Origin of the sequence: Shewanella decolorationis S12 (assembly GCF_000485795.1) — a bacterium.
Taxonomy (GTDB): domain Bacteria; phylum Pseudomonadota; class Gammaproteobacteria; order Enterobacterales; family Shewanellaceae; genus Shewanella; species Shewanella decolorationis.
In genome coordinates this window covers 44,343-66,302 of the sequence record NZ_AXZL01000049.1, presented here as the reverse complement: position 1 = coordinate 66,302, position 21,960 = coordinate 44,343, and the positions used below count along the sequence as shown (strand labels likewise).

Genomic DNA, 21,960 nt, shown 5'->3' with positions numbered 1-21,960 from the left:
ATCAGCCCTGCACTATTAACGCTGATATACAGCGGTCAGCTTAGCGCTAGCTAAGGCCTGTGCATTAAGCATAAAGCCTAGCAGCGCGGGAGAAGCCTCTTTTGGTAACGCTAATGGCGAGGCTAGCGCCCACACAGTAAATATATATCTGTGCATGCCATGCCCCTGCGGCGGGCAAGCGCCACCAAAGTCGGTGGTGCCAAAGTCATTCTTCAGCGCAATCGCCCCTTTAGGTAAGGCGTTGGCTTTAGAGCCCGCACCTTGGGCTAGCTGTTGTTGATCGCCGTTAATATTGTAAACGGCCCAGTGCCACCAACCACTGCCTGTGGGCGCATCGGGATCATAAGCCGTCACCGCATAGGCTTTTGTGCCTTTTGGCGCATCGCTCCAAGTGAGTTCGGGAGAAAGATTCTCACCATTACAGCCAAATCCATTAAACACAAATTGATTCGATAATTGCTGACCTTCGCCAATATCTTTACTCGATAAGGTCATGGCCTGCGCCGAACTAAATACCGCCGTTAATAATCCAACTCCTACTATCCACTTATGTAAATGCTTCATCACTGTCTCCTATAGATACGTAACACCGCTAATTTACGTCAGCTCCAGGTCATAAACCTGCCTCAAAACGCCAAGTTTCTTCCCTAGATGCTCAAAATTGAGAAAAAGTGTCGACTTTTTGTCATCTTTAAGCACCTAAGTGATTTTGTAAAGACATTAACTGCATTTTTATTCAAACATAGCATGACTTATAAATTGCCAAACATATAAATACAGCGACTAGAGTGGAATTAGATATTTATTATTTATAAATTTATGCATTTTTTAATTTTAAAAATAAACTGACAATATTTACTTTCGTTATTTAGCTAATGATACTTAAGGATGATTGACTGTATTTATTTTTATAAAAACATTGAAATAAATAATTACAGTTAATTAAAAATAAGACACGGATCATATTTTTATTGATAACACATAGATAAACTCAAACCCGTAATAAAACTTACCAACTATTTTCTCTAATCTCATAATGGAGTTGTATATGAAGAGGAAATCAAAAATCATGGCTCACATCCGGCGCACCAGACATATCATGATGCCAAGCCAACGTGACTATTTCGACCATTCATACATCTTTCTTCGCTAATCTTCGCGTAGGTAGTAGGCCAATTAACAGGTCTAAAGTGGTATTGCCCTTGTAAGCGCATACACTTATCGTACTGTTTTTTTGCAGGTTTATTATCTCGCATCTAAATCAAAGCATTCTTTAGTCAGTGCAGCCAAACTGCGGCCCAATAATTCTCTCGGAATAAATCTATCTATTTTATTCCTGGACGATTTATAGCCTCATCATATCTGCACACGGAATAGCCATATCTAATTTAATGCCATTAATATTTTTTAATTAGGTATAGGCCAAGTTGTATCCAAAACTTTTTAAAGTAAAAGGGAAATTAACGATGAAATCATTAAAAGTTGCCGCCAGCTTATCTGTTAGATCATGTTTTGAAATAGACAGAGAAGTCGTCAATGTATTAACCACAGATTTTTGCGATGTGGGCGCGGCTGTAGTCTCTGTTGATGATGTTAAAAATGGTATTGTTGAGAAAATCAAAAATACCGGATTAAAACTGCCTATTTTCGTATCCGTTTGTTGTGAAGAAACCTTCCCAGATGATATTTGCTCTTCTATTACTGGGGTATTTGAACTCTGCGGTAGCAATACCGATTTCTATGGTAAACAGGTCGAAACCGCCGTCCAAAAATATGAGCAAGCCCTATTACCGCCGTTCTTTGGCACGCTGAAAAAATACGTTGAAATGGGCAACTCCACCTTCGCCTGTCCGGGCCATCAGGGTGGTCAATTCTTCCGTAAACATCCTGTGGGTCGCCAATTTTTCGATTTCTTTGGCGAAACCATTTTCCGCTCAGATATGTGTAATGCCGACGTTAAACTCGGCGATCTATTAATCCACGAAGGCGCGCCGCTGGATGCACAAAAATACGCGGCTAAGGTCTTTAACGCCGATAAAACCTACTTTGTGCTCAACGGCACTTCTTCTTCAAACAAAGTGGCGACCAACGCACTGCTGGCGAAGGGCGACCTGGTATTATTCGACCGTAACAACCATAAATCCAACCACCATGGCGCGTTAATTCAAGCTGGTGCAACACCGATTTATTTAGAAACCGCCCGTAACCCCTTCGGCTTTATTGGTGGTATCGACGCCCACTGCTTCCAGGAGTCTTATTTAAGGGAGCAGATCCGCACCGTTGCGCCTGAGCGTGCCGATGAACAACGTCCATTCCGTTTAGCGATTATCCAGCTGGGCACCTACGACGGCACTATCTACAACGCTCGCCAAGTTGTTGATCGTATTGGGCATCTATGTGATTACATCCTGTTTGACTCAGCTTGGGTTGGCTATGAGCAATTTATTCCTATGATGAATGACTGCTCGCCTCTGCTGCTCGAACTGACACCTGAAGATCCTGGAATTATCGTGACTCAGTCAGTACATAAACAGCAGGCTGGTTTTTCTCAAACCTCGCAAATCCATAAAAAAGATAAACATATCAAAGGCCAAGCGAGATATTGCAACCATAAACGCTTCAACAACGCCTTTATGATGCATGCCTCTACCAGCCCCTTCTATCCGCTGTTTGCCGCATTGGATGTGAACGCTAAAATGCACGAAGGTGCCAGCGGCCGTTATCTGTGGCGCGAAGCGGTCAAAGCCGGTATCGAAGCTCGCAAGTTACTGCTGAAAAAATGTAAATATATCAAGCCATTTATCCCAAGCATGATCGAAGGACGCCCATGGCAGGATTATCAAACTGAACAAATGGCCGATGATTTACGTTTCTTCGAGTTTGAACCCGGACAAAAATGGCACTCCTTCGAGGGTTATGAAAAAGGCCAATATTTCGTTGACCCTTGTAAGTTCCTATTAACCACGCCAGGTATCGATGCCGAAACCGGTAAATATACTGAGTTTGGTATTCCCGCGACTATTTTGGCTAACTTCTTACGTGAAAATAATATTATTCCCGAGAAGTGCGACTTAAATTCGATATTATTCCTGATGACACCAGCGGAAGATATGGCAAAGATGCAACACTTAGTGTCGCAAATATCTCGCTTTGAGAAATTAGTCGATGAAGATGCGCCATTATCGGAAGTATTGCCTAACGTCTATAACGCCAATAAAGCCCGTTATAAAGACTATACCATTCGTCAACTCTGCCAAGAAATGCACAACCTTTATGTCAGCCATGACGTAAAACAACTGCAAAAAGAAATGTTCCGTCAGGCGCATTTCCCAACCAAAGTGATGGACCCGCAGGAGGCCAATCTTGAATTTATCCGCGGCAATGTTGAATTAGTGCCACTGTCGCAAATCGAAGGACGGATTGCCGCTGAGGGCGCACTGCCATATCCACCAGGGGTGTTATGTATGGTGCCAGGTGAAATATGGGGTGGCGCAGTACAACGTTATTTCCGAGCCCTTGAAGAAGGCATCAACTTATTACCCGGATTCTCCCCTGAATTACAAGGTGTTTACCTCGAAAACACCCCAGACGGAAAAATCCAAGCCCTAGGTTATGTATTAAATAAATAATTGAAATCAGACTGCAGAGTTAATTAACCCCGCTCTGCAGTCAATTTCAACCTTCTATAATGAATTATATTATTAGGTCATTATTATGAGTAAATCAGCAAATAAAATTGGCGTTATCCAATTAACGATTATTACCATAGTCAATATGATGGGCTCAGGTATTATTATGTTACCCACCCAATTAGCGCAAGTCGGTACTATCTCTGTGCTTTCTTGGCTTGTTACCGCTGCTGGCTCAACTGCGCTGGCCTTTGCTTTTGCTAAGTGCGGTATGTTCAGTAAAAAATCCGGTGGTATGGGCGGTTACGCCGAATATGCCTTTGGCCGCAGCGGTAACTTTATGGCGAACTACACCTATGCGGTTTCGCTACTTATCGCCAACGTCGCCATCGCTATCTCCGCCGTGGGTTATGCCGCGGTGCTGCTGGAAGTAAACTTAAGCCCAATGGCTATCTGTCTTGCCACCATTGGCGTGCTTTGGTTAGCAACAGTGGCTAACTTTGGTGGCGCTCGCATTACGGGTCGCGTGAGTAGTGTGACCGTGTGGGGGATTATTCTGCCTGTAATTGGTGTGTCATTAATCGGTTGGTTCTGGTTCGACATCGACCTCTACAAAGGCGCTTGGAACCCACATGATATGCCTTTCTTCAAAGCCTTAGGCGGTTCAATCGCGATGACTTTATGGGCATTCCTTGGCTTAGAATCGGCTTGCGCTAACTCAGAGGCTGTTGATAATCCAGAGAAAAACGTACCTATCGCCGTAATGGGCGGAACCTTAGGTGCAGCACTTATCTATATTGTTTCAACCAACGTGATTGCCGGTATTGTACCCAACGCCGAGCTTGCCAGCTCAAACGCCCCATTCGGTTTAGCCTTTGCGCAAATGTTTAGCCCTGTGGTCGGTAAAATCGTGATGGCCTGCGCCATTATCTCCTGTACTGGTTCACTGCTGGGTTGGCAGTTCACTATCGCGCAAGTGTTTAAAGCCTCTGCCGATGAAGGTTTCTTCCCTAAAGTGTTCTCTAAGGTCAGCAAAGCCGATGCACCGATCTGGGGTATGACTATCATCGTTTCGATTCAAACCTTGCTGTCTTTGATGACCATCAGTCCATCACTGAGCAAACAGTTTGAAGCCCTAGTGAACCTCGCCGTAGTGACTAACATTGTGCCTTACATCCTATCGATGGCAGCCCTAGGCGTGATGCAAAAACAACTCAAAGTACCAGCGAACAAGGCCCGTGTCGCCAACGTGATTGCGGTTATCGGCGCCCTGTATAGCTTCTACGCCCTCTATAGCTCTGGTGAAACCGCCGTGATGTTAGGCGCTATCGCGACCTTCTTCGGTTGGACCATCTACGGGGTGATTTCCAACAAAACGCCAACAGCTGAGATCAAAGCAGCGTGAGCACGTCTCCCCTGCGATTCTCACCCATTACTAGATAAGAAACATAAAACCAATCCGTCTTCAGGGACCTTAAGCCACAGTGCCTAAGGTCCCCAGACAAAACTTGCCTAATTTCGGTGGAACTATGAAAAAAACATGCATCGCTCTAATGCTACCTATGCTGTTGGCCGCCACCAGCAGCCAAGCGGTTGAACTCTATAACGATCAAAAAAACTCATTAGATTTAAGTGGTTGGTTAGGCTTCGCGGCACTCAACGACAGCCACGATACCTCAGTCATTGATGACTCTTCCCGAGTACGATTTAGCTTTGAACGCAGCGAGAGAAATGGCTGGACCGCCTTTGCCACCACGGAATGGGGCATCAACATGGTGTCCAGCGATGACAGTTTAGTGATGCAAGGTGGCAAACTGGCCGCCGAAAAAACCGAAGACTTCCTCTACAACCGTTTAGGTTATGTCGGTATGTCACACGATGAATGGGGTAGCCTCAGCTTTGGTAAGCAATGGGGCGCTTACTACGATGTGGCTGGCACAACGGATTTACCGAACGTCTTCGCCGGATATAGCGTCGGCGCCTACGCCTTTAGCGATGGCGGGCTAACCGGAACAGGCCGCGCCGACTCCGCGTTTATCTACCGTAATAGCTTTGGCCCAGTGCAAATCGCCCTGCAATACGCCGCCAAAACCAACGGTAATGTCACCTTAAAAAACGATGATGGCAGCGAAATGGCTAACTCTGAACTCGATTTCGACAGCAGTTACGGTGCCAGCCTGACCTACTCACTCACCGACAAATTTAAACTGCTCGCTGGCTTTAACCGTGGCGACTTTGAAGGCCACCTAGGTAATACGCAAGTCGATGAAACCAACGAAATCGTCGGTATCGGCGCCATGTATGGTGACTATTACCACTATGCCGATAACCGCGAAGCAAGCGGTCTCTACGTCGGCTTTAACGCCCATCAGAGTAAGAACAATGAGCTGGTCGGCGGCGACCTCTACGATGCCACTGGTGCCGAGTTGATGACGGCCTACCAATTCGATAATGGCTTTGTGCCCATGATTGTCCTCAGCTATTTGGACTTAGATACAGATGCCAGCACGCCCATCCAAGGCAAATGGACCCGCCAATTCGCCATGCTTGGCCTGCACTACCGTTACAGTAATGACACTGTGATGTTTGCCGAAATGAAGTTAGATTTCAGCGACATGGATGATCCAGCACTCGAAGCGCAGGAAGATAATGGCTTTGCGGTAGGGATTAACTACTTCTTTTAGGAATGGAAAGTCTTCATCAGGCTCTCCCGTACATTGAGGGATAGTGGCTCACGTTCCTCATATCCGTGGGCCCATTTGAGACTGAGGTGCGGCGCACGTTCCGTCTACAAACGCTCGCTACACACTCACTGGATGGTACCGCTGGTTTACCATCATCTCTGCGCCACTCCAAATCGGTTTACTGGAGTGGCTTTTTTTCGCCGTTACTTAGCGTGCTGACGGCCTGAAGAGGCCTTATTTCCGCGGCCTTGGTGCCCAGCTTTAGCCTGCTCAGATTTTCCCTTAAAGCCAGACTGACCAAAAGGTGCCTTAGCCCCCGGACGGCTGCTCTTAGGCTGCTGACCTTGCGTTGCATTCGCCCCAACCTTGGGTCCCTTAGGCTTGCTTGTGCTCGGTTTGCCCTTACGCTCATCGAACTGATTGCCCGAGAAACGCGTCAGGGCTTTTTGGCCTTGGTTAGCATCCTTCATCCATTTCGGACCACGTTCGTTGCGCCCCTCTGGTGGAACGAGATGATTCGGACTGTGACCAATCAAATCTTCACGTCCCATGGCAATCAAGCCTTCACGGATGATAGGCCAACCCGCTGGGTCATGGTAACGCAGCAGCGCCTTATGCAGGCGGCGTTGGCGGCCCTTCTTCGGCACTGGTACCACTTCACTGCTGTGCTTGACGTTTTTCAACGAGTTCAACTCAGTGTGATAAATGGTCGTCGCATTCGCCATCGGTGATGGATAGAAGTTTTGTACTTGGTCGAGCTTAAACTTACGCTCCTTCAGCCAGAGCGCGAGGTTTAACATATCCTCGTCGGTCGTGCCCGGATGCGCCGAAATAAAATAAGGGATCAAGAACTGTTCTTTACCCGCTTCCTTAGAATACTTGTCGAACAGCTCTTTAAACTTATCGTAGGCGCCCATGCCGGGTTTCATCATCTTGCTGAGCGGCCCTTCTTCGGTATGCTCAGGGGCGATTTTCAAATAGCCGCCCACATGGTGCTGGACCAACTCTTTGACATAGGCCGGATCTTCAATCGCTAAGTCGTAACGCACACCCGAAGCAATCAAGATTTTCTTAATGCCGGGCACGGCGCGAGCGGCGCGATACAAGTCGATAGTGTGTTTATGGTCTGTGCCTAAATGGCCGCAAATCGATGGATAGACACAGGATAAACGGCGACAGGTTTTCTCCGCTTTTTCACTGGTACAGCCGAGGCGATACATGTTAGCGGTGGGGCCACCTAAGTCGGAAATCACCCCAGTAAAACCGGGAACCTTATCCTGAATATCTTTGATTTCTTTGATAATTGATTCTTGTGAACGGCTCTGGATAATTCGGCCTTCATGCTCGGTAATCGAGCAGAATGAACAGCCGCCAAAGCAACCGCGCATGATGTTGATCGAGGTTTTGATCATGTCATAGGCGGGGATTTTTTCCTTACCGTAGGCAGGATGCGGCACCCTTTTATAGGGTAAATCGAACACGGCATCCATCTCGTCGGTATTGAGCGGCCAAGCAGGTGGGTTCACCCACACGCCACGGTCACCGTGGGGCTGGAACAGCGCTCGCGCACACCCCGGGTTTTGCTCTTGGTGCAAAATCCGCGAGGCATGGGCGTATAAATATTTGTCCTCAGAGACCTTTTCAAAGGCAGGCAACAGCACATAGGTTTTATCCCAAGGCTTAGGGCGTGGCGGCTGCACACTGATAGGCTTTGGCGCATCGTTATCGAAAATTTTAACATCCGATGGGCCTGATAAATTGGCGCAGCCCACATCGTCGGCGCCATAGGGGTTCGGGATAGGATCGATCTTATGCAGCTGGTCGATCTTACGCGAATCCATCCCACGCCACTCTGGCATAGGCTCTTTACGGATAACCGCTGTGCCGCGCACATCCTGGATATCCGCAATCGCTTCACCCGCGGCTAAACGACGTGCCACTTCAACCAGCGGGCGCTCGGCGTTGCCGTACATCAAGATGTCGGCCTTGGCATCGAAAATCACGCTGCGACGAACTTTGTCCGACCAATAATCGTAGTGCGCAATACGGCGCAGACTCGCCTCGATGCCGCCAATGATCACTGGCACATCTTTAAAAGCTTCTTTACAACGTTGGGTATAAACGGTCACGGCGCGGTCGGGGCGTTTACCGCCGACATCGCCAGGAGTATAGGCATCATCACTGCGAATACGGCGATCGGCGGTGTAACGGTTGATCATCGAATCCATATTGCCGGCGGTGACACCAAAAAATAGATTCGGGCGACCAAGCTGCATAAAGGCATCTTTGCTCGACCAATCGGGCTGAGAAATAATCCCGACGCGGTAGCCTTGGGCTTCTAACATCCGGCCAATGACCGCCATGCCAAAGCTTGGGTGATCCACATAGGCATCACCAGTGACAATAATAATGTCACAGCTGTCCCAGCCTAATTTCTCCATCTCCTTGCGAGACATAGGTAAAAAAGGCGCAGTGCCAAAGCACTCGGCCCAATACTTGGGATGGCTAAACAGTGTGGATTCAACTTGCATCGATTTTGACCCAAAAGCGTAATGTCAAACAAAGGTGCAGGCAAAAACGGGCCGCACCGATTTAGGGACGCGGAGTATAGCAGGCAAACAGGGATAAGTGCGATTAAAAAAACAGCAGCCGAGGTGTTTTTAGGGGTATTTGCACCAATGTACTCAATACCCCTAAAGTGGCTAGGGATATGGCTTAGACGGCCATTACCCTATATCAGCTATTACAGACTTTGGGCAAAATGCACTAAGTTGACCAAGGCTAGGCTGATAGTCACCAACCAAGTGAGCAACACGCCCCAAAAACGGCCCAAATGATAACCGCCTTTCCCCTGAGTTAACCCTATTGCATGGAGCAAGCGCGCCACAATCCACACTGTACCAAAACAATGCAAATAGAAATGCGCTAGGCCACCCGCCTCGGCCACCAGCATTAAAATCAATACGATGGGCGCATTCTCAATCAGATTCGCATGCACCCTGCCGGCCAGCGCCAAGGCATTGTTGCCGCCATCGCCGAGTCCGATTTTTTGGCTTCGTCTTAATTTCACCACTCGATAAGCCAGCGCTATTATCAACAACCCAGTCAAGCTGGCGTAAAACCCTGTTACCATCAACGGCATAGCGATTCCCTTTTTGATTAACATAACCGCGGCATTTGCCGCAAAAATTCAGCAATTTATTTGTATTAAGCTTAAAAGCCATTAACCTTTTAGCGACAAGATAGGTTAATATGCGCGCGTGATCTCTTACAACTTTTTATACAGTGAATAGCCCGATTGGATAACGAACAGTTTCTCGAAAAGCGTAAATTTATCATTAAGCTAGGCAAGGCTTTACATAAGTTTGGCACTCCCGCTTACCGTCTTGAAACCCATTTGCAAACCGTCTCACGGACGCTCGGAATCGAAGGTTATTTTTTAATCTCGCCGACCTCCATGACCTTCGTATTACAACACGATACCGATCAAGAATATAACCATGTTGCGCGGGTTAAACCCGGCGAATTGGATTTAGGCTCCCTCGCTCGCACCGATGAACTAGTGGATGAGCTCACCTCGGGTAAACGCACGCTCACCGAAGCCTTAGATAGGCTAGAGGAAATCGCCAACAAACCCAACCCCTACGGCCCAGCATTAACCTGTTTCTCCTTTGGCACCTCGGCGGCCGCCTTTGCCATGTTGATGGGCACAGGGTGGAATGATGTCTTTTGGTCAGGCTTGTTAGGCTTGCTGGTCTATGGCTTTGTGTACCGCGCCGAGCGCTCGACGCGCATGGCAGAAGTGTTAGAGCCCTTTGCAACTATCGTCTGCGCGATTGCCGCCTGCGCGATTGCCCGCATCGACCCCAATATTAATATTCCCGTGGTGATCCTCTCCTCCATCATCATCTTTATTCCCGGCTTAGCCCTAACCTTAGGGTTGGCGGAACTGGCGGCACGCGACCTGATCTCGGGCACAGCGCGGATTATGGATGCCAGTATGTTGTTGTTTAAGTTGTATTTTGGCGCTGTGCTGGGGATGGCAATAGGTAAAGCCTTCTTCGGTGAAGCCATTCATATCGAGCCTGAGGGCTTACCACGCTGGGCGATTTGGTCGGCGGTACCGATTCTCTCGATGGCACTGGTGTTTATCTTTAAGGCGCGGATGCAAGATTCACCTTGGGGCGTACTAGCGGGGATAGTGGCATTCTTCTCCGCCATGTTAGGCGGGCACTTTTTTGGGGATTCTGTGGGGATCTTCTTCGGCGCCTTGGCGGTAGGCGTGTATTCCAATCTCTTCGCCCGTTGGATGAAGGCGCCCGCCTCAATTGCACTGCTGCAAGGTATTGTGATTTTAGTGCCCGGCAGTAAAACCTACATAGGGCTGAACGCGCTGATCTCCGGCGAAACTATGCTTAACCAATCCCATATTGGATCGCAGATCTTTTTGATCTTTATGTCGCTTATCGCCGGACTGATTTTTGCCAACGTCGTGGTACCACCAAGACGTACGCTGTAACATCCCCTCTCTCAGGGCTGGCGCCAACTCCAGCCCGATTCTTAAAGTAACCTTAAGTAAAATCATAATCTTATTAAAATGTTTCCTTGACTAATCGCCACTTCCCGTGTGTTATTAAATTGTGAAGCACAGCAGAATCTTAAGCTGTCGCCATCCAGTTTACGGGAGTGGTTTTATGCAGAAGTTTACCCTGTATGCATCGATTCTACCTTGTTGCCTCTGTGGCCTAGTCAGCCTAGCCAGAGCGGATGAGGCCGTGCCCAAAACTGCAACCGCCGAGGCCCCGAAAAAGGTGAGTAAGATTGTGGTTGTCAGTAACCCGATCTTCGATGAATCAGATCCTGATGCGTTTTTTATCCACCGCTGGGCAAACTATCTGCATATCAATACTAAGGAATATGTGGTTCGCGACAAACTGACCTTTAGTGAAAACGATACTGTCACCCAAAAAGATCTCGACGAATCCCAACGTCTGCTGCGCGCCGAACCTTATATTCGTGATGCTAAAATTTATGTGAGTGAGAAGGATCCCGATGCAGATGCCAATCCCGATGACGAGTCAGTCGTTATTGAGACTTGGGATAATTGGTCGCTACTCCCAACGGCGAGTTTTAGTAGTTCTGGCGGTGACACTCGTTATTCCTTTGGCGTGAAAGAAGATAACCTTTTAGGTACAGGTATCCGTACCCGCTTAAAGTATCAGTCAAATGAATCCCGTACTGGTTATAAATTTGCCTTCGAGGCTCCCCTCAGCATTATCGATCACGGCATTGTCGCCGCCGAGTTTTACGATAATAGCGACGGCCAAGCAAAGCATGTATATGTGAGTAAGCCATTCTATTCATTGAATACAGAGACCATGTATTCGGCAGAGTTTTTGGATGATAGCCGCACCGATATCTTGCGGCAGAACGGCCAAGAGGTGAACGAGTTTGCCCACACTGTTGATTATCTCAATTTGCAATATGGCTGGTTACTCAACAGAAGCAACGACAATCTGTCTCGCTTTATTGCTGGCTTTACCCAAGACAAGCACGAGTTTGCCAATTCTGATGTTTACCCCACATCAGAGCTACCGCAGGATAGGGACTTTATGTATCCGTGGGTCGCCTATGAATTTATTCAGGATGACTTTCAGGTACTCAATAATGTGCATCTTATTCGTAATAACGAAGACTTTAACTTAGGTTGGCACCACTATATTCAACTCGGTATCGAAACCAATGATATCGGCGACAATCAGCCCGTGGGTTACCACTTTAAATGGCAAACTACCCGTGGTTATAAATTTGATGAGCATTTATGGTTGCTCGAAATGGGTGCCACCAGCACCTTAGGCACCACTCAAAAAGATACCTATCAAGCCAATGTTCAGGCCGAGTACTTCTATCAAATCAATCCTAAATGGATAGCCTATGGCAAGGCATGGGCGAGTGTATCGAACAATACTTACCTTGATCTCACTAAAGGGCTGGGCGATGAAACCGGGGTGCGCGGTTATCCCAACGAATACCAACAGGGTGATAACCAATGGCTACTCAGTGCTGAAATCCGTAATTATCCCAATATCAATCTATATCAATTAGCCGAACTCGGCTGGGCGGTTTTTGCAGATGTAGGCCAAGCCTCAGGCGGCCCGTTAGCGGCTAATAACGAGGCCAGCGGCCCGCTTGCCAGCATTGGTATAGGCGCACGAATTTATTCCTCCCGCTCCAGTTACGGCAACGTCGCCCATATCGATTTTTCAGTGCCTTACACAGGAGGGGATTCAGTCAACAGCTGGGAATGGCGCTTCTTAGTGAAGCGCAGCTTTTAATCCTAGGTTTAACGCGCTAAGGAGTGTCGCCGCTCTTACAAAAGCCTTCACCGAGATAGACAAGCAAGCTGTGTTGGCAAATATGCAGCAAAAACTGCTCGCCTCACAAACAACTAAATTCACCTAATATTAAGCGACAGTACCTGCTCAGGGACTCATCAATACTGCGCAACTGCTTGCCCGTGAGCAACTTGATGGAAGAAGTACAAACATAAGTATTGTTTATTGAAGCAAGCGAAATCTACGCACGGTACATGGCGAGAAACATACGAATATTGGCATCGATAATATCTTGTTGGTACTCCTCATGGCTTTTCATATGGAACAACTTAGGCCAAAAGGCGAATGCCTTAAACATGCCCCAAAATTGAGTAGCTGCCAGTGGGATATTATCGATTTTTAATGCCTTATGGGCCACGGCTCCGGCAAGCCAGGCCTCTAATCCACCTTCTTGCTTAGCTAATCGTTCCATGGCTTCAGTCGCTTGAACCGGTGAGCGAATAAACTCGGCCATCACTACCCTTGCCACGCGCAGGAAATCCGGTTGCTGATACAACTCCCAGCAGCGGCGCGCAATCTGTTGCAATTGAGACTCAAGGCTCTGCTCGGGATTGAATGCCAAGGTGGCCGCTTCCTTGGTGCGCGCCCACAGGTCACTTGTTGTCGCCTCGAATAACACTTCTTTGCTGGGGAAATGATTGTAAACGGTACGCTTGGAGACATTGGCACGCTGGGCAATTCTATCCATGCTGGCGCCGGCAAAACCATTGACCATAAATTCTTCCTGTGACGCGTCGAGGATCGCCAAACGCTTCTGTTGGGAATGTGTCAGTTTTACTGCTTTTTCTACCATTGCGGTACACCATCAAAATATTTGCCGATATTTTACACTATTGAGTTTACTTTTGCACAACCGCGAGTAAACTACACTGTGTAGTTTACTTTTATCAAACTTACAATGCGACTTAAAATCACCTTGGCCCTACTGCTACTCGGGAGCGTTATTATGACCTTAGATCCCAATATCATTGAAATTAGCCCGTCAGAGGGTCAGCGCTTTCGTAATGAAGCACCAAACACTCAAAGTGGTGACGGTAATTTACCAGCCATTTTATGGCGTTATGTCACTGAACGCATTCCCGATAAGAGCCCAAACCAGCCGCTACCGATTCAGCCAATGCAGCTGGCAGCAACGGCTGATGACACTCCTATGCTGTATAAAATCAGCCACTCGACCGTGCTGTTACAGCTCAATGGTCAGTATTGGTTGACCGATCCTGTGTTTTCAAAGCGAGCCTCACCCAGCCAATGGTTTGGTCCAAAACGTTTCCATACTCTGCCGATTGAGCTCGAAAACATTCCGGCGCTCGCTGGGATTATCTTGTCCCACGATCATTATGACCACTTAGACAAGCAGAGCGTGTTAGCTCTCGCCGCGCGCACTCAGAAGTTTATTGTGCCACTGGGCGTCGATAAGCATCTTATTGGTTGGGGCATTCCTAAGGAAAAAATTGTCGCCCTCAACTGGTGGCAAGCAACCGAACACCAAGGTGTGCGCTTTACCGCCACCCCTGCGCAACATTTTTCGGGCCATGGACTTAGGGATAAGAATCAAACCCTGTGGGCCTCTTGGGCCATTCAATCCCCTGAACTAAATATCTTTTTCAGTGGCGACTCTGGATATTTTGATGGCTTTAAAAAGATTGGTGATAAACTTGGCCCCTTCGACCTTACCTTAGTCGAAACTGGCGCCTACGATGAGATGTGGGCCGATATCCATATGCAACCTGAGCAATCGCTACGAGCGCATTTAGATCTTCAAGGTCAATACCTTATCCCAATCCACAACAGCAGTTTCGACCTAGCGCTGCACAGTTGGTATGAACCCTTAGAGCGGATTGCCGCAGCAGCGAAGGCCTATGCCGTACCCCTGCTGACCCCTGAGTTTGGCCAAGGGATTAACCTCAATGAGTTAGCCCACAGCCCTGCGCTCAATCAAGGGTGGTGGAAGTCATACTTGCCCAAAGACAGGCCCGAGTTTGAAGTGGTTCCAGTCAAACTCGCCTCCAACAAATAGTCATACAAACTTGTCCTTAGCGGTGCTTAACCATTGCGCCGCTAAGGATCTCCCCACCAATAGCCCAACGAAAGTATTAAGCTCCCAGCAAACCGCCAGTTCGCCTAGACGTTTTTAGCGACAACAGCATACAATCCGACTTTGTATCCTGCTGAATCAATTTATCTTTTGAGAATGTAGTACTAAAGATGCTGAAAGGTTTTCGTTTATTGCTACTCACAGTGAGCCTAGTCTGCGGCCTTAGCTATCTAGGCTACTACGGGCTGACTCGTTATAACTTAAATACCGACTACCAAGTGGGTGATGTGCTCGACTCGCTCAATGGCGTCGAAATTTTTTATAACGGCGGCGTCAACACTAACGAGGGGCGCAACCTCTCCCTCGACGGCTATAACCTAGGTATCAAATACCAGTGTGTAGAGTTCGTTAAACGTTACTTTTACCTGCGTTATCAGCATAAAATGCCCGACAGTTTCGGTCACGCTAAAGACTTCTTCAATGACCTGTTGCCTGATGCGAGCTGGAATGAAAAACGCGCCCTGCGGCAATATACCAATGGCAGCCAAAGCAAGCCGATGGCCGATGATTTACTGGTATTCGCGCCATGGATGTTTAATCCCTACGGCCATGTCGCCATTATCGCCAGCGTCACAGAAACCAGTATCGAAGTTGCCCAGCAAAACCCCGGCCCCTTTGCGCCGTCACGGGAGATTTTCCCCTTAGTGCAACGCGACGGCCTATGGTATATCGATGCGCCGCGTACCAAGGGCTGGTTACGCTGGGAAGCTCCTACTGCCATGATTATGGAGGGAAGCATGGAAGGATGTGTTAAGAAAAATGTGGCGTCGAAAATCCAAGTTAACCAACCAGCGACTTCCCTTAAGCTGTGAATGTCAAAGAGGTAAATATGGCAATTCTCGACTGGTTAAAGAACCTGTTAAGTCCTAAAGCAAAGCCACAATCACAGGCAACTGATCTCCAAACGATTTTTAGCGAGGCACTAGCGCCAAGCTTGTCTTTACCCAGCCAGCAAGTTTATCCCATCGTCACCCCAGCGATGCGGCCCGACTTAGCCGCCTATCAAATCCATTGTTTGTTGAACAAGCAAGATAAACAACGACTCGATGCCCTGCTCGCCGAGATGGCATTCGCGCCTGTTGTTGAAAAGGATGCAGCATCGAGTAAGCTGTTGCTCCATGCCCAAGGGCCAAGCCATGTTTTTCTACATCAATATGCTGATTTTGCAGGGTTCTGCGTGCTACTCATCAGTAATGATATCGCGCTGCTGCAACGGCTAATCGCCTTTAAGGCTGCGCCACCAGCACCGTGGGAAAGCTTTCTCGATGTCGATCCTGATTCACTCGGCAGTCTGCAGGGCAATATTGAGTTTTGGTGCGATACGTTTTGGCGGCCTTACTGGTTATCACTCAGTGAGGCCGAGCGCAGTCAGTATCCCGCTAATTGGCGCGAATTCAGTGAGTCTCACTAACAGATTTATACCGAGGTCAAAATGAAGCTCAAATTTATCGCTCTTGTTATCGCACTTTTTATCCTCGCAGGATGTTTAGTGCCAGAACAGCCCGTCATCCCAGTCAAAGGCGCTAGCAATAAAGACTGGAATAGCCAAACCTTTTGGTATGAACCCTGGGGCAGCTCAGGCACCCACAAAGGCATTGATATTTTTGCCGCAGCCAATACGCCCGTGATTGCGCCAACGCCACTGTTACTGCTGTATAAAGGGGAGTTTTTTAAGGGCGGCAAAGTGATCATTGGACTCGGCCCGAAATGGCAAATCCACTATTTTGCCCACCTCGATAGTATTAACACATCGGCAGGTTTATTTGCGGGGCGCGGAGATGTGCTCGGTACCGTCGGCACCACGGGGAACGCCCAAGGCAAACCGCCCCATTTGCACTATTCCATTTTAAGCTTGTTACCCAGACCTTGGTTAATCGACACTTCAACCCAAGGATATAAGAAGGCGTTTTACTTAAATCCAATCGACTATTTAGACCCTAAGTAATAGACCCTAGGTAAAGGGTTGGTCGGTTAAGCATTCTCGTTAGCGACGAGCTCTGCGGATTGTTCAATGGGCTGCGTCATCTCGGTTTCTGCCGCGATGGCCTGCGCCGCACGCTCAGCTTTAGAAACATATTTAGGCTTATTGCTGCTATGCAACTTGGCATTGGCCTTTTTCGCCTTCTGCTTAAGCGTTTGATTAATTTTCTTTTTACGGTTCATATGGGCACCAAGGCGAGAAAAAGGTCGCCATTATAATCTTCCTTCGACTCGGCAACAAATCAGGGGCTCAGCCTACAAACAAACCATCAAGCTAAATACACCTATTTGTAAGGCGAATCACACCCCCTAAAAATTGCCACTTTTCCTACGCATTTTATTTACAACTCGACTAGACAAGCCCAATTCACTCCCTTAAAATCGGCGACAATAAAAATCGTTATCATTTGCAATGTTGTTTAACGGAATAGTCTGATGCCAAGGATACGGTGAAGCAAACTCACTCGCCCTTAGCAGGAAGTTATATGACGTTCAAAACCTCGTTTGTTGCCCTCGCCGTATTTGCCGCCCTCACCCAATCCGCAGCGGCTCAAGAAGCTCCTGATACGGGAACGAATAAGAATAAAGACATCGAAAAAATCACTGTCACTGCGAGCCGCATGGATAAATCCCCAAGCTCTATCCCCAATACAGTGACCATTATCGACCGTGTGCAACTCGAAGAGCAGTTCCGCACCACTAAAGATTTATCGACCATTATCGGTAACTTAGCGCCAAGCTTTTCACCCAGCCGCCAGAAGATGAGCAACACGGGCGAAACCCTGCGTGGCCGTCCGCCATTAATCATGATCGATGGTGTGCCTCAATCCAACCCGCTGCGTAGCGGTGGCCGTTCTGGACAGACAATCGACCCTGCGATGATCGAGCGTATTGAAATTATCCACGGCGCCAATGCGATGCACGGCTTAGGCGCACAGGGCGGTATTATCAACTACATCACCAAAAAGCCCACGGGTGATAACCAGCACGTGGTTAGCTTCGATGCCACTGTGCCCGATTCGCTCAAATCTAACGGTGTAAGTTTTGGTGCCAGCTATGCGTTTTCGGGCGAATCCGAACTGATCGATATGTTGGGTTCGGTGAGCTATCGCAATAACGGCGTGTACTACGATGCCAACCACGATGTGATTGGGGTGGACACCACTCAAGGCGAGTCTATGGACAGCCAGAGCAAAGACTTCTTTATCAAACTCGGACACAACTTTGCCGAATCGCGCTTAGAGTTGATGGTTAACCACTACAACATGGATAACAATGGCGACTGGATGGCTGTGCCTGGCGATAAAGCCAACGGTATCCCAACAAGTGGAGTAGAAGAAAAGCAACCCTGGGAAGCGGCCAACAACCTAGTCACCACAACTAGCCTCACCTACACCCACGAGAACATTGCCGGTCAACAACTTAGCATGCAGTTGTTTAACCAGGACTTCCAAGCCGTATACGGTGGAGGGTGTTTCGATAGTTTTTACGATCCTTCCTTTGAAGGTAGTGATCAAGTTGTGCAATGTGGGGTTAACAGCAAGGGCGAACACTTATACTACGAGCAATCGCGCAACTCTTCGGTTAAATGGGGACTAAAAACCTCCTTAATCGCTAAAAACATTGCCGATATGGGTATCGATGCCGCCTATGGTATTGACCTGTTCCGCGATACAACCGAGCAAGATTTGGTTAAAACGGGTTTCTCTTGGGTGCCTGAAAGTACCTATGATAACTTCGCGCCCTACCTGCAGTTAGACTATGATTTAATTAAAGATTTAACTTTATCCGCCGGCGTTCGTTATGAACATGCCAAACTGAGTGTGGATGACTATAAAACCCTCTATGGTGCAGGCAATAAGCAAATTGCAGGGGGCGACGCTACCTTCGATGAAACCTTATTCAATGTTGGCGTATCCTATAAAATCACGCCGGATATTCGCATCTACACTAGCTACAACCAAGGTTTTGGCATGCCAGACATTGGCCGTATTCTACGCGACGGAAAAAGTTTCCCTGGCGCCAACCCAAGCATTAGTGATTCCTTAGCGTTAACACCAATCGTAACGGACAACGTTGAGTTAGGGGCTGATTACCAAGGTGAATTCTTGAGCGCAAAAATATCGTACTACCGCTCGGCAACGGATTACGGTGCCCGTTTAGCCCTAAATAGCGACGGCTTTTACGATGTAAAACGTGAGAAGAGTGTGATTGACGGTATCGAAGCTAATATCACCGCTTATCTGACAAGCAATGACGATCTGGGCATGAATCTGGCGATTCAACGGGGTGAATACGATGTCAATGGTGATAATAAAGTTGATACCGATCTCGATGGTGCAAACATTTCACCGAATCGTATTAACCTGTTCTGGACCCATAACTTCGATAATGAAATGTCGACACGTGTTCAAGCAAACTACTTTATGGACCGTGATTTTGAAAATGTCACAGGTGCAAAATATGCCGAGTTTGATGGTTACACTACTGTCGATGCGTCATTCTCTATGCCGCTCTACACTGGCAGTTTAACCTTAGGTGTACAAAACCTGTTTAATAAGGATTATTTCAACTACTACTCACAAACCATGGGTACAAATGATCGTTATTTCAAAGGTATGGGCCGCACAGCTACTATCGGCTATACAGTGGCATTCTAATTAGCGCGATTGTTTACCGTAAAACAAGCGCAACCATCTAGGTTGCGCTTTTTTATTGGCAGAGTGGCTTGCGAGTAAGTATTGTTCTTTCTGGCAAGTTCTTCCTAACGAAACAAAGAGTGGCCTATTACAATTCGGCTCAAGTGACGAACAGTTCTTAGAGTGAAAGTAAAAGAGTATGCTGCTCAGACACTTAAACCTGATAAGCATCAATCAAGTCGCTGAAAAACATTGAAATGTTAACAGATACTTGAAGTCACTAATCCTTAGTAACTACCCATAACGAATGCAGCAAACCAGGGAACCAGAAGAATAAACACAGCACTATATTAATTAATAAATCTTTACCAGCTCCCGCTTTTAGAAATACAGCAACGGGTGGCAAGAGAATCGCAATAATAACTAAGAGTAATTTATTTGTATCCATGGCTGGCCATCCTTTAATGCACAAATGATTAAACAAGTTAACGATGCTAACTTCGCAGTTAGTCCCTATGTTTGCAACTTTTTCATCAATATTTGATTGGGTTAAAGCACTTATACATCTTTAACTACTGCAAAATAACGCACTTTTCGACCTAAACTTAGAAAGCCATCTATAGTTAAAGGAAAATTGAACGCGCACTATGGCCTTTGATCCCCAAGCACTGCTCTTAATTAAATTCATTTGTCTGCTGACAGGTACGGCAGCGGTAGCGTGGGGATTAATCGCCCAACCATTAAAGATTGCCACATTAGCCAGTATGCGGTTTTCCCTCGCCAATATTTGTGTTCTCATTGGCATAATACTCAACGCTCAACGAACAGAATCAAATAGTTATCTCTATTGGTTTTGCGCAGATATCACAATTTTACTTGGATTTATTATGCTGCGTTGGGGGACGCAATACTTGTTTCGATTGCAGCACAGCACTCGGTTTGACCTCACAATACTTGCGATTACTGCTGCCCTCATGTTGATGGTTCCGCCAAACTATCACTCGGAGCCTATACTCGCCATGCTGTTTTCAGCAAATGCAGCACTGTCTTTTGTCATGTTAACAAGGGACAACTACAGCGCGATTAGGAAAGACACGGGTAACAAGATCGCAGCAGCTATGGTGATGCCATTAATCGCAATGGTCGCCATCTTCATTATTAGGTTTTTTATTGCACTGTTTTCCCCTAATGAAGCCCAGATATTTATCGCCATGTACACCGCAGAAGCCGTGCCAGTGCTTTGGTTTTATGTTTTCCTCGCCCTACTCATAAATATTGTGATGATTGGTAATGCAATGACTCGTCTTGTTAGCAAAATCAGGATATTAGCCGAAAAGGATCAGCTTACGGGCTTGTGGAATCGACGTGCGATGCAAAAAAGGCTTACGACAATTCACCAGCGTTGGCACAAAAATAATGAGCCTTACAGCGTGATTTTGCTCGACCTCGATCACTTCAAGCAAATTAATGACCAATATGGGCATGATGTCGGTGACCTTGCACTACTCACAGCAGCAAGATTGTTTAGTACCGTATTACGTCAGCATGACGTCCTATGCCGCCATGGTGGAGAAGAGTTTTTGGTTTTACTTCCAGCAACAAGCGCTCCCGCCGCAAGGATTGTGGCCGATAAACTACATAGAGTATTAAGGGAAAATCCTATTAGTTGGCAGGAGCAAAAAGTCCAACTCTGTGCGAGTGTTGGTTATGCAACGATTTACCGAGGGTGCCAGCCTGACAAACTCTTGATAGAAGCTGACCATGCCATGTATCGCGCTAAATCAGAGGGCAGAGACAGGATCTGCCAAGCCCTAACACCACAAGCCTAACGCTCTGGCCAGTCTAATGACTCGGGGTCTTGCCACTGCTTAAGCGCCTCTATCACGCCCTCAATGCTAAAGACCTCACCCTGCTGCGGGATATCAAAATACTCATAATCATGCCAACTGCCATCCTCATATTGATAGCGGAAATGTAGACAATAGGCGTGCAGATAACAGCGGTCGGCGACATCTGAGCCATAGAGGGCATCACCTAAAATCGGCACACCAAGGCTTGCGAGGGCAACCCGTAACTGATGGGTTTTACCCGAGAGGGGCTTGAGTAAATAAAGCCTAAGCCCATCGCCAACACTGGTGGAGAAAAATTGGGTTATCGCGGGATTTTCTTTGGTTCTAAGCAACTTAAACATACTGCGGCGGGATTTGGCCATATCGCCAATCACCCAGCCTTGTTTCTTTTTCGGCTTGCCTTTGGCGAGCGCAAGATAGTATTTCTGCACTTTATGGGCGCTAAAAAGCTCAGTCAACTGCCGAGCCGCCGCAGGATGTTTGGCTAACAGTAACAGCCCAGAGGTCGGCGTATCGAGCCGATGCACGGCAAAGAGTTTTATCCCTAAATCCTGCTCCAGCTGCGCAACGACACCCGCAGTGCCATCTTGGCTGTGAAAATGCACATTCGGCGATTTAGAAATAACAAGAAAATCAGCCTCATCGGCTATGATTCGGTACATGGGGTTCTCAACAGTGTCACGCGGAT

General features: G+C 47.5%; 19 protein-coding genes. 12 read left to right on the top strand and 7 right to left on the bottom strand.

The features are described 5' to 3' along the window. Nucleotides 1-15: 15 nt before the first annotated feature. Nucleotides 16-564 (bottom strand): YbhB/YbcL family Raf kinase inhibitor-like protein, encoded by a 549-nt coding sequence (locus SHD_RS04220; RefSeq protein ID WP_023265995.1) that lies wholly within the window; start codon nucleotides 562-564, stop codon nucleotides 16-18. Nucleotides 565-1,036: 472 nt separating this feature from the next. Between SHD_RS04220 and speFL the strand changes: the two genes are divergently transcribed. From speFL to SHD_RS04200, 4 genes are all read left to right on the top strand, one after another. Next, a complete protein-coding gene (gene speFL / locus SHD_RS22425; protein WP_374897525.1) occupies nucleotides 1,037-1,153 on the top strand; it encodes a leader peptide SpeFL in 117 nt (38 codons plus the stop codon). A 313-nt stretch (nucleotides 1,154-1,466) separates the two neighbouring features. Beyond that, nucleotides 1,467-3,629: an ornithine decarboxylase SpeF gene (speF, locus tag SHD_RS04210; protein WP_039977505.1), complete on the top strand. Its 2,163-nt coding sequence runs from the start codon at nucleotides 1,467-1,469 to the stop codon at nucleotides 3,627-3,629. An 85-nt stretch (nucleotides 3,630-3,714) separates the two neighbouring features. Next, on the top strand, nucleotides 3,715-5,034 hold the full coding sequence (potE, locus tag SHD_RS04205; RefSeq protein WP_023265992.1) for a putrescine-ornithine antiporter: 1,320 nt from the start codon (nucleotides 3,715-3,717) through the stop codon (nucleotides 5,032-5,034). A gap of 124 nt (nucleotides 5,035-5,158) precedes the next feature. Continuing rightward, nucleotides 5,159-6,313, top strand: a complete 1,155-nt coding sequence (locus tag SHD_RS04200; protein ID WP_039977503.1) for a porin — start codon at nucleotides 5,159-5,161, stop codon at nucleotides 6,311-6,313. A 203-nt stretch (nucleotides 6,314-6,516) separates the two neighbouring features. Here SHD_RS04200 and SHD_RS04195 read toward each other — a convergent pair whose 3' ends face one another. After that, entirely contained in the window at nucleotides 6,517-8,844 is a 2,328-nt protein-coding gene (locus SHD_RS04195; RefSeq protein WP_023265990.1) for a YgiQ family radical SAM protein, read from the bottom strand. Between the two features lie 212 nt (nucleotides 8,845-9,056). Then, nucleotides 9,057-9,455: an MAPEG family protein gene (locus tag SHD_RS04190; RefSeq protein WP_039977501.1), complete on the bottom strand. Its 399-nt coding sequence runs from the start codon at nucleotides 9,453-9,455 to the stop codon at nucleotides 9,057-9,059. 156 nt (nucleotides 9,456-9,611) lie between these two features. Between SHD_RS04190 and SHD_RS04185 the strand changes: the two genes are divergently transcribed. Beyond that, nucleotides 9,612-10,832: a threonine/serine exporter family protein gene (locus SHD_RS04185; protein ID WP_011718608.1), complete on the top strand. Its 1,221-nt coding sequence runs from the start codon at nucleotides 9,612-9,614 to the stop codon at nucleotides 10,830-10,832. 175 nt (nucleotides 10,833-11,007) lie between these two features. Beyond that, nucleotides 11,008-12,648, top strand: a complete 1,641-nt coding sequence (locus SHD_RS04180) for a ShlB/FhaC/HecB family hemolysin secretion/activation protein (protein WP_039977499.1) — start codon at nucleotides 11,008-11,010, stop codon at nucleotides 12,646-12,648. A 241-nt stretch (nucleotides 12,649-12,889) separates the two neighbouring features. On the opposite strand, the gene SHD_RS04175 is transcribed toward SHD_RS04180, so the two are convergent. Next, nucleotides 12,890-13,501 (bottom strand): TetR/AcrR family transcriptional regulator, encoded by a 612-nt coding sequence (locus SHD_RS04175; protein WP_023265987.1) that lies wholly within the window; start codon nucleotides 13,499-13,501, stop codon nucleotides 12,890-12,892. A gap of 153 nt (nucleotides 13,502-13,654) precedes the next feature. Between SHD_RS04175 and SHD_RS04170 the strand changes: the two genes are divergently transcribed. From SHD_RS04170 to SHD_RS04155, 4 genes are all read left to right on the top strand, one after another. Then, complete coding sequence (locus SHD_RS04170) at nucleotides 13,655-14,725, top strand: MBL fold metallo-hydrolase (RefSeq protein ID WP_023265986.1); 1,071 nt, start codon at nucleotides 13,655-13,657, stop codon at nucleotides 14,723-14,725. Nucleotides 14,726-14,913: 188 nt separating this feature from the next. Beyond that, complete coding sequence (locus tag SHD_RS04165; protein ID WP_023265985.1) at nucleotides 14,914-15,615, top strand: CHAP domain-containing protein; 702 nt, start codon at nucleotides 14,914-14,916, stop codon at nucleotides 15,613-15,615. Nucleotides 15,616-15,632: 17 nt separating this feature from the next. Then, nucleotides 15,633-16,214 carry a hypothetical protein gene (locus SHD_RS04160; protein WP_039977496.1) on the top strand — a complete coding sequence of 194 codons (582 nt, stop codon included), beginning with the start codon at nucleotides 15,633-15,635 and terminating at the stop codon, nucleotides 16,212-16,214. A 21-nt stretch (nucleotides 16,215-16,235) separates the two neighbouring features. Beyond that, a complete protein-coding gene (locus tag SHD_RS04155; protein WP_023265983.1) occupies nucleotides 16,236-16,748 on the top strand; it encodes a M23 family metallopeptidase in 513 nt (170 codons plus the stop codon). A gap of 26 nt (nucleotides 16,749-16,774) precedes the next feature. Here SHD_RS04155 and SHD_RS04150 read toward each other — a convergent pair whose 3' ends face one another. Then, a complete protein-coding gene (locus SHD_RS04150) occupies nucleotides 16,775-16,966 on the bottom strand; it encodes a DUF2986 domain-containing protein (RefSeq protein WP_023265982.1) in 192 nt (63 codons plus the stop codon). 302 nt (nucleotides 16,967-17,268) lie between these two features. On the opposite strand from SHD_RS04150, the gene SHD_RS04145 reads away from it, so the two are divergent. Next, nucleotides 17,269-19,443 carry a TonB-dependent receptor gene (locus tag SHD_RS04145; protein ID WP_023265981.1) on the top strand — a complete coding sequence of 725 codons (2,175 nt, stop codon included), beginning with the start codon at nucleotides 17,269-17,271 and terminating at the stop codon, nucleotides 19,441-19,443. Nucleotides 19,444-19,702: 259 nt separating this feature from the next. Here the strand turns inward: SHD_RS04145 and SHD_RS21550 are convergent, their stop codons facing one another. Then, nucleotides 19,703-19,870: a YqaE/Pmp3 family membrane protein gene (locus SHD_RS21550; RefSeq protein ID WP_039977494.1), complete on the bottom strand. Its 168-nt coding sequence runs from the start codon at nucleotides 19,868-19,870 to the stop codon at nucleotides 19,703-19,705. Between the two features lie 199 nt (nucleotides 19,871-20,069). On the opposite strand from SHD_RS21550, the gene SHD_RS04135 reads away from it, so the two are divergent. Further along, entirely contained in the window at nucleotides 20,070-21,251 is a 1,182-nt protein-coding gene (locus SHD_RS04135; RefSeq protein ID WP_023265980.1) for a GGDEF domain-containing protein, read from the top strand. Here SHD_RS04135 and SHD_RS04130 read toward each other — a convergent pair. Further along, on the bottom strand, nucleotides 21,248-21,934 hold the full coding sequence (locus SHD_RS04130; RefSeq protein ID WP_023265979.1) for a TIGR01621 family pseudouridine synthase: 687 nt from the start codon (nucleotides 21,932-21,934) through the stop codon (nucleotides 21,248-21,250). The genes SHD_RS04135 and SHD_RS04130 overlap by 4 nt on opposite strands. Nucleotides 21,935-21,960 lie beyond the last annotated feature (26 nt).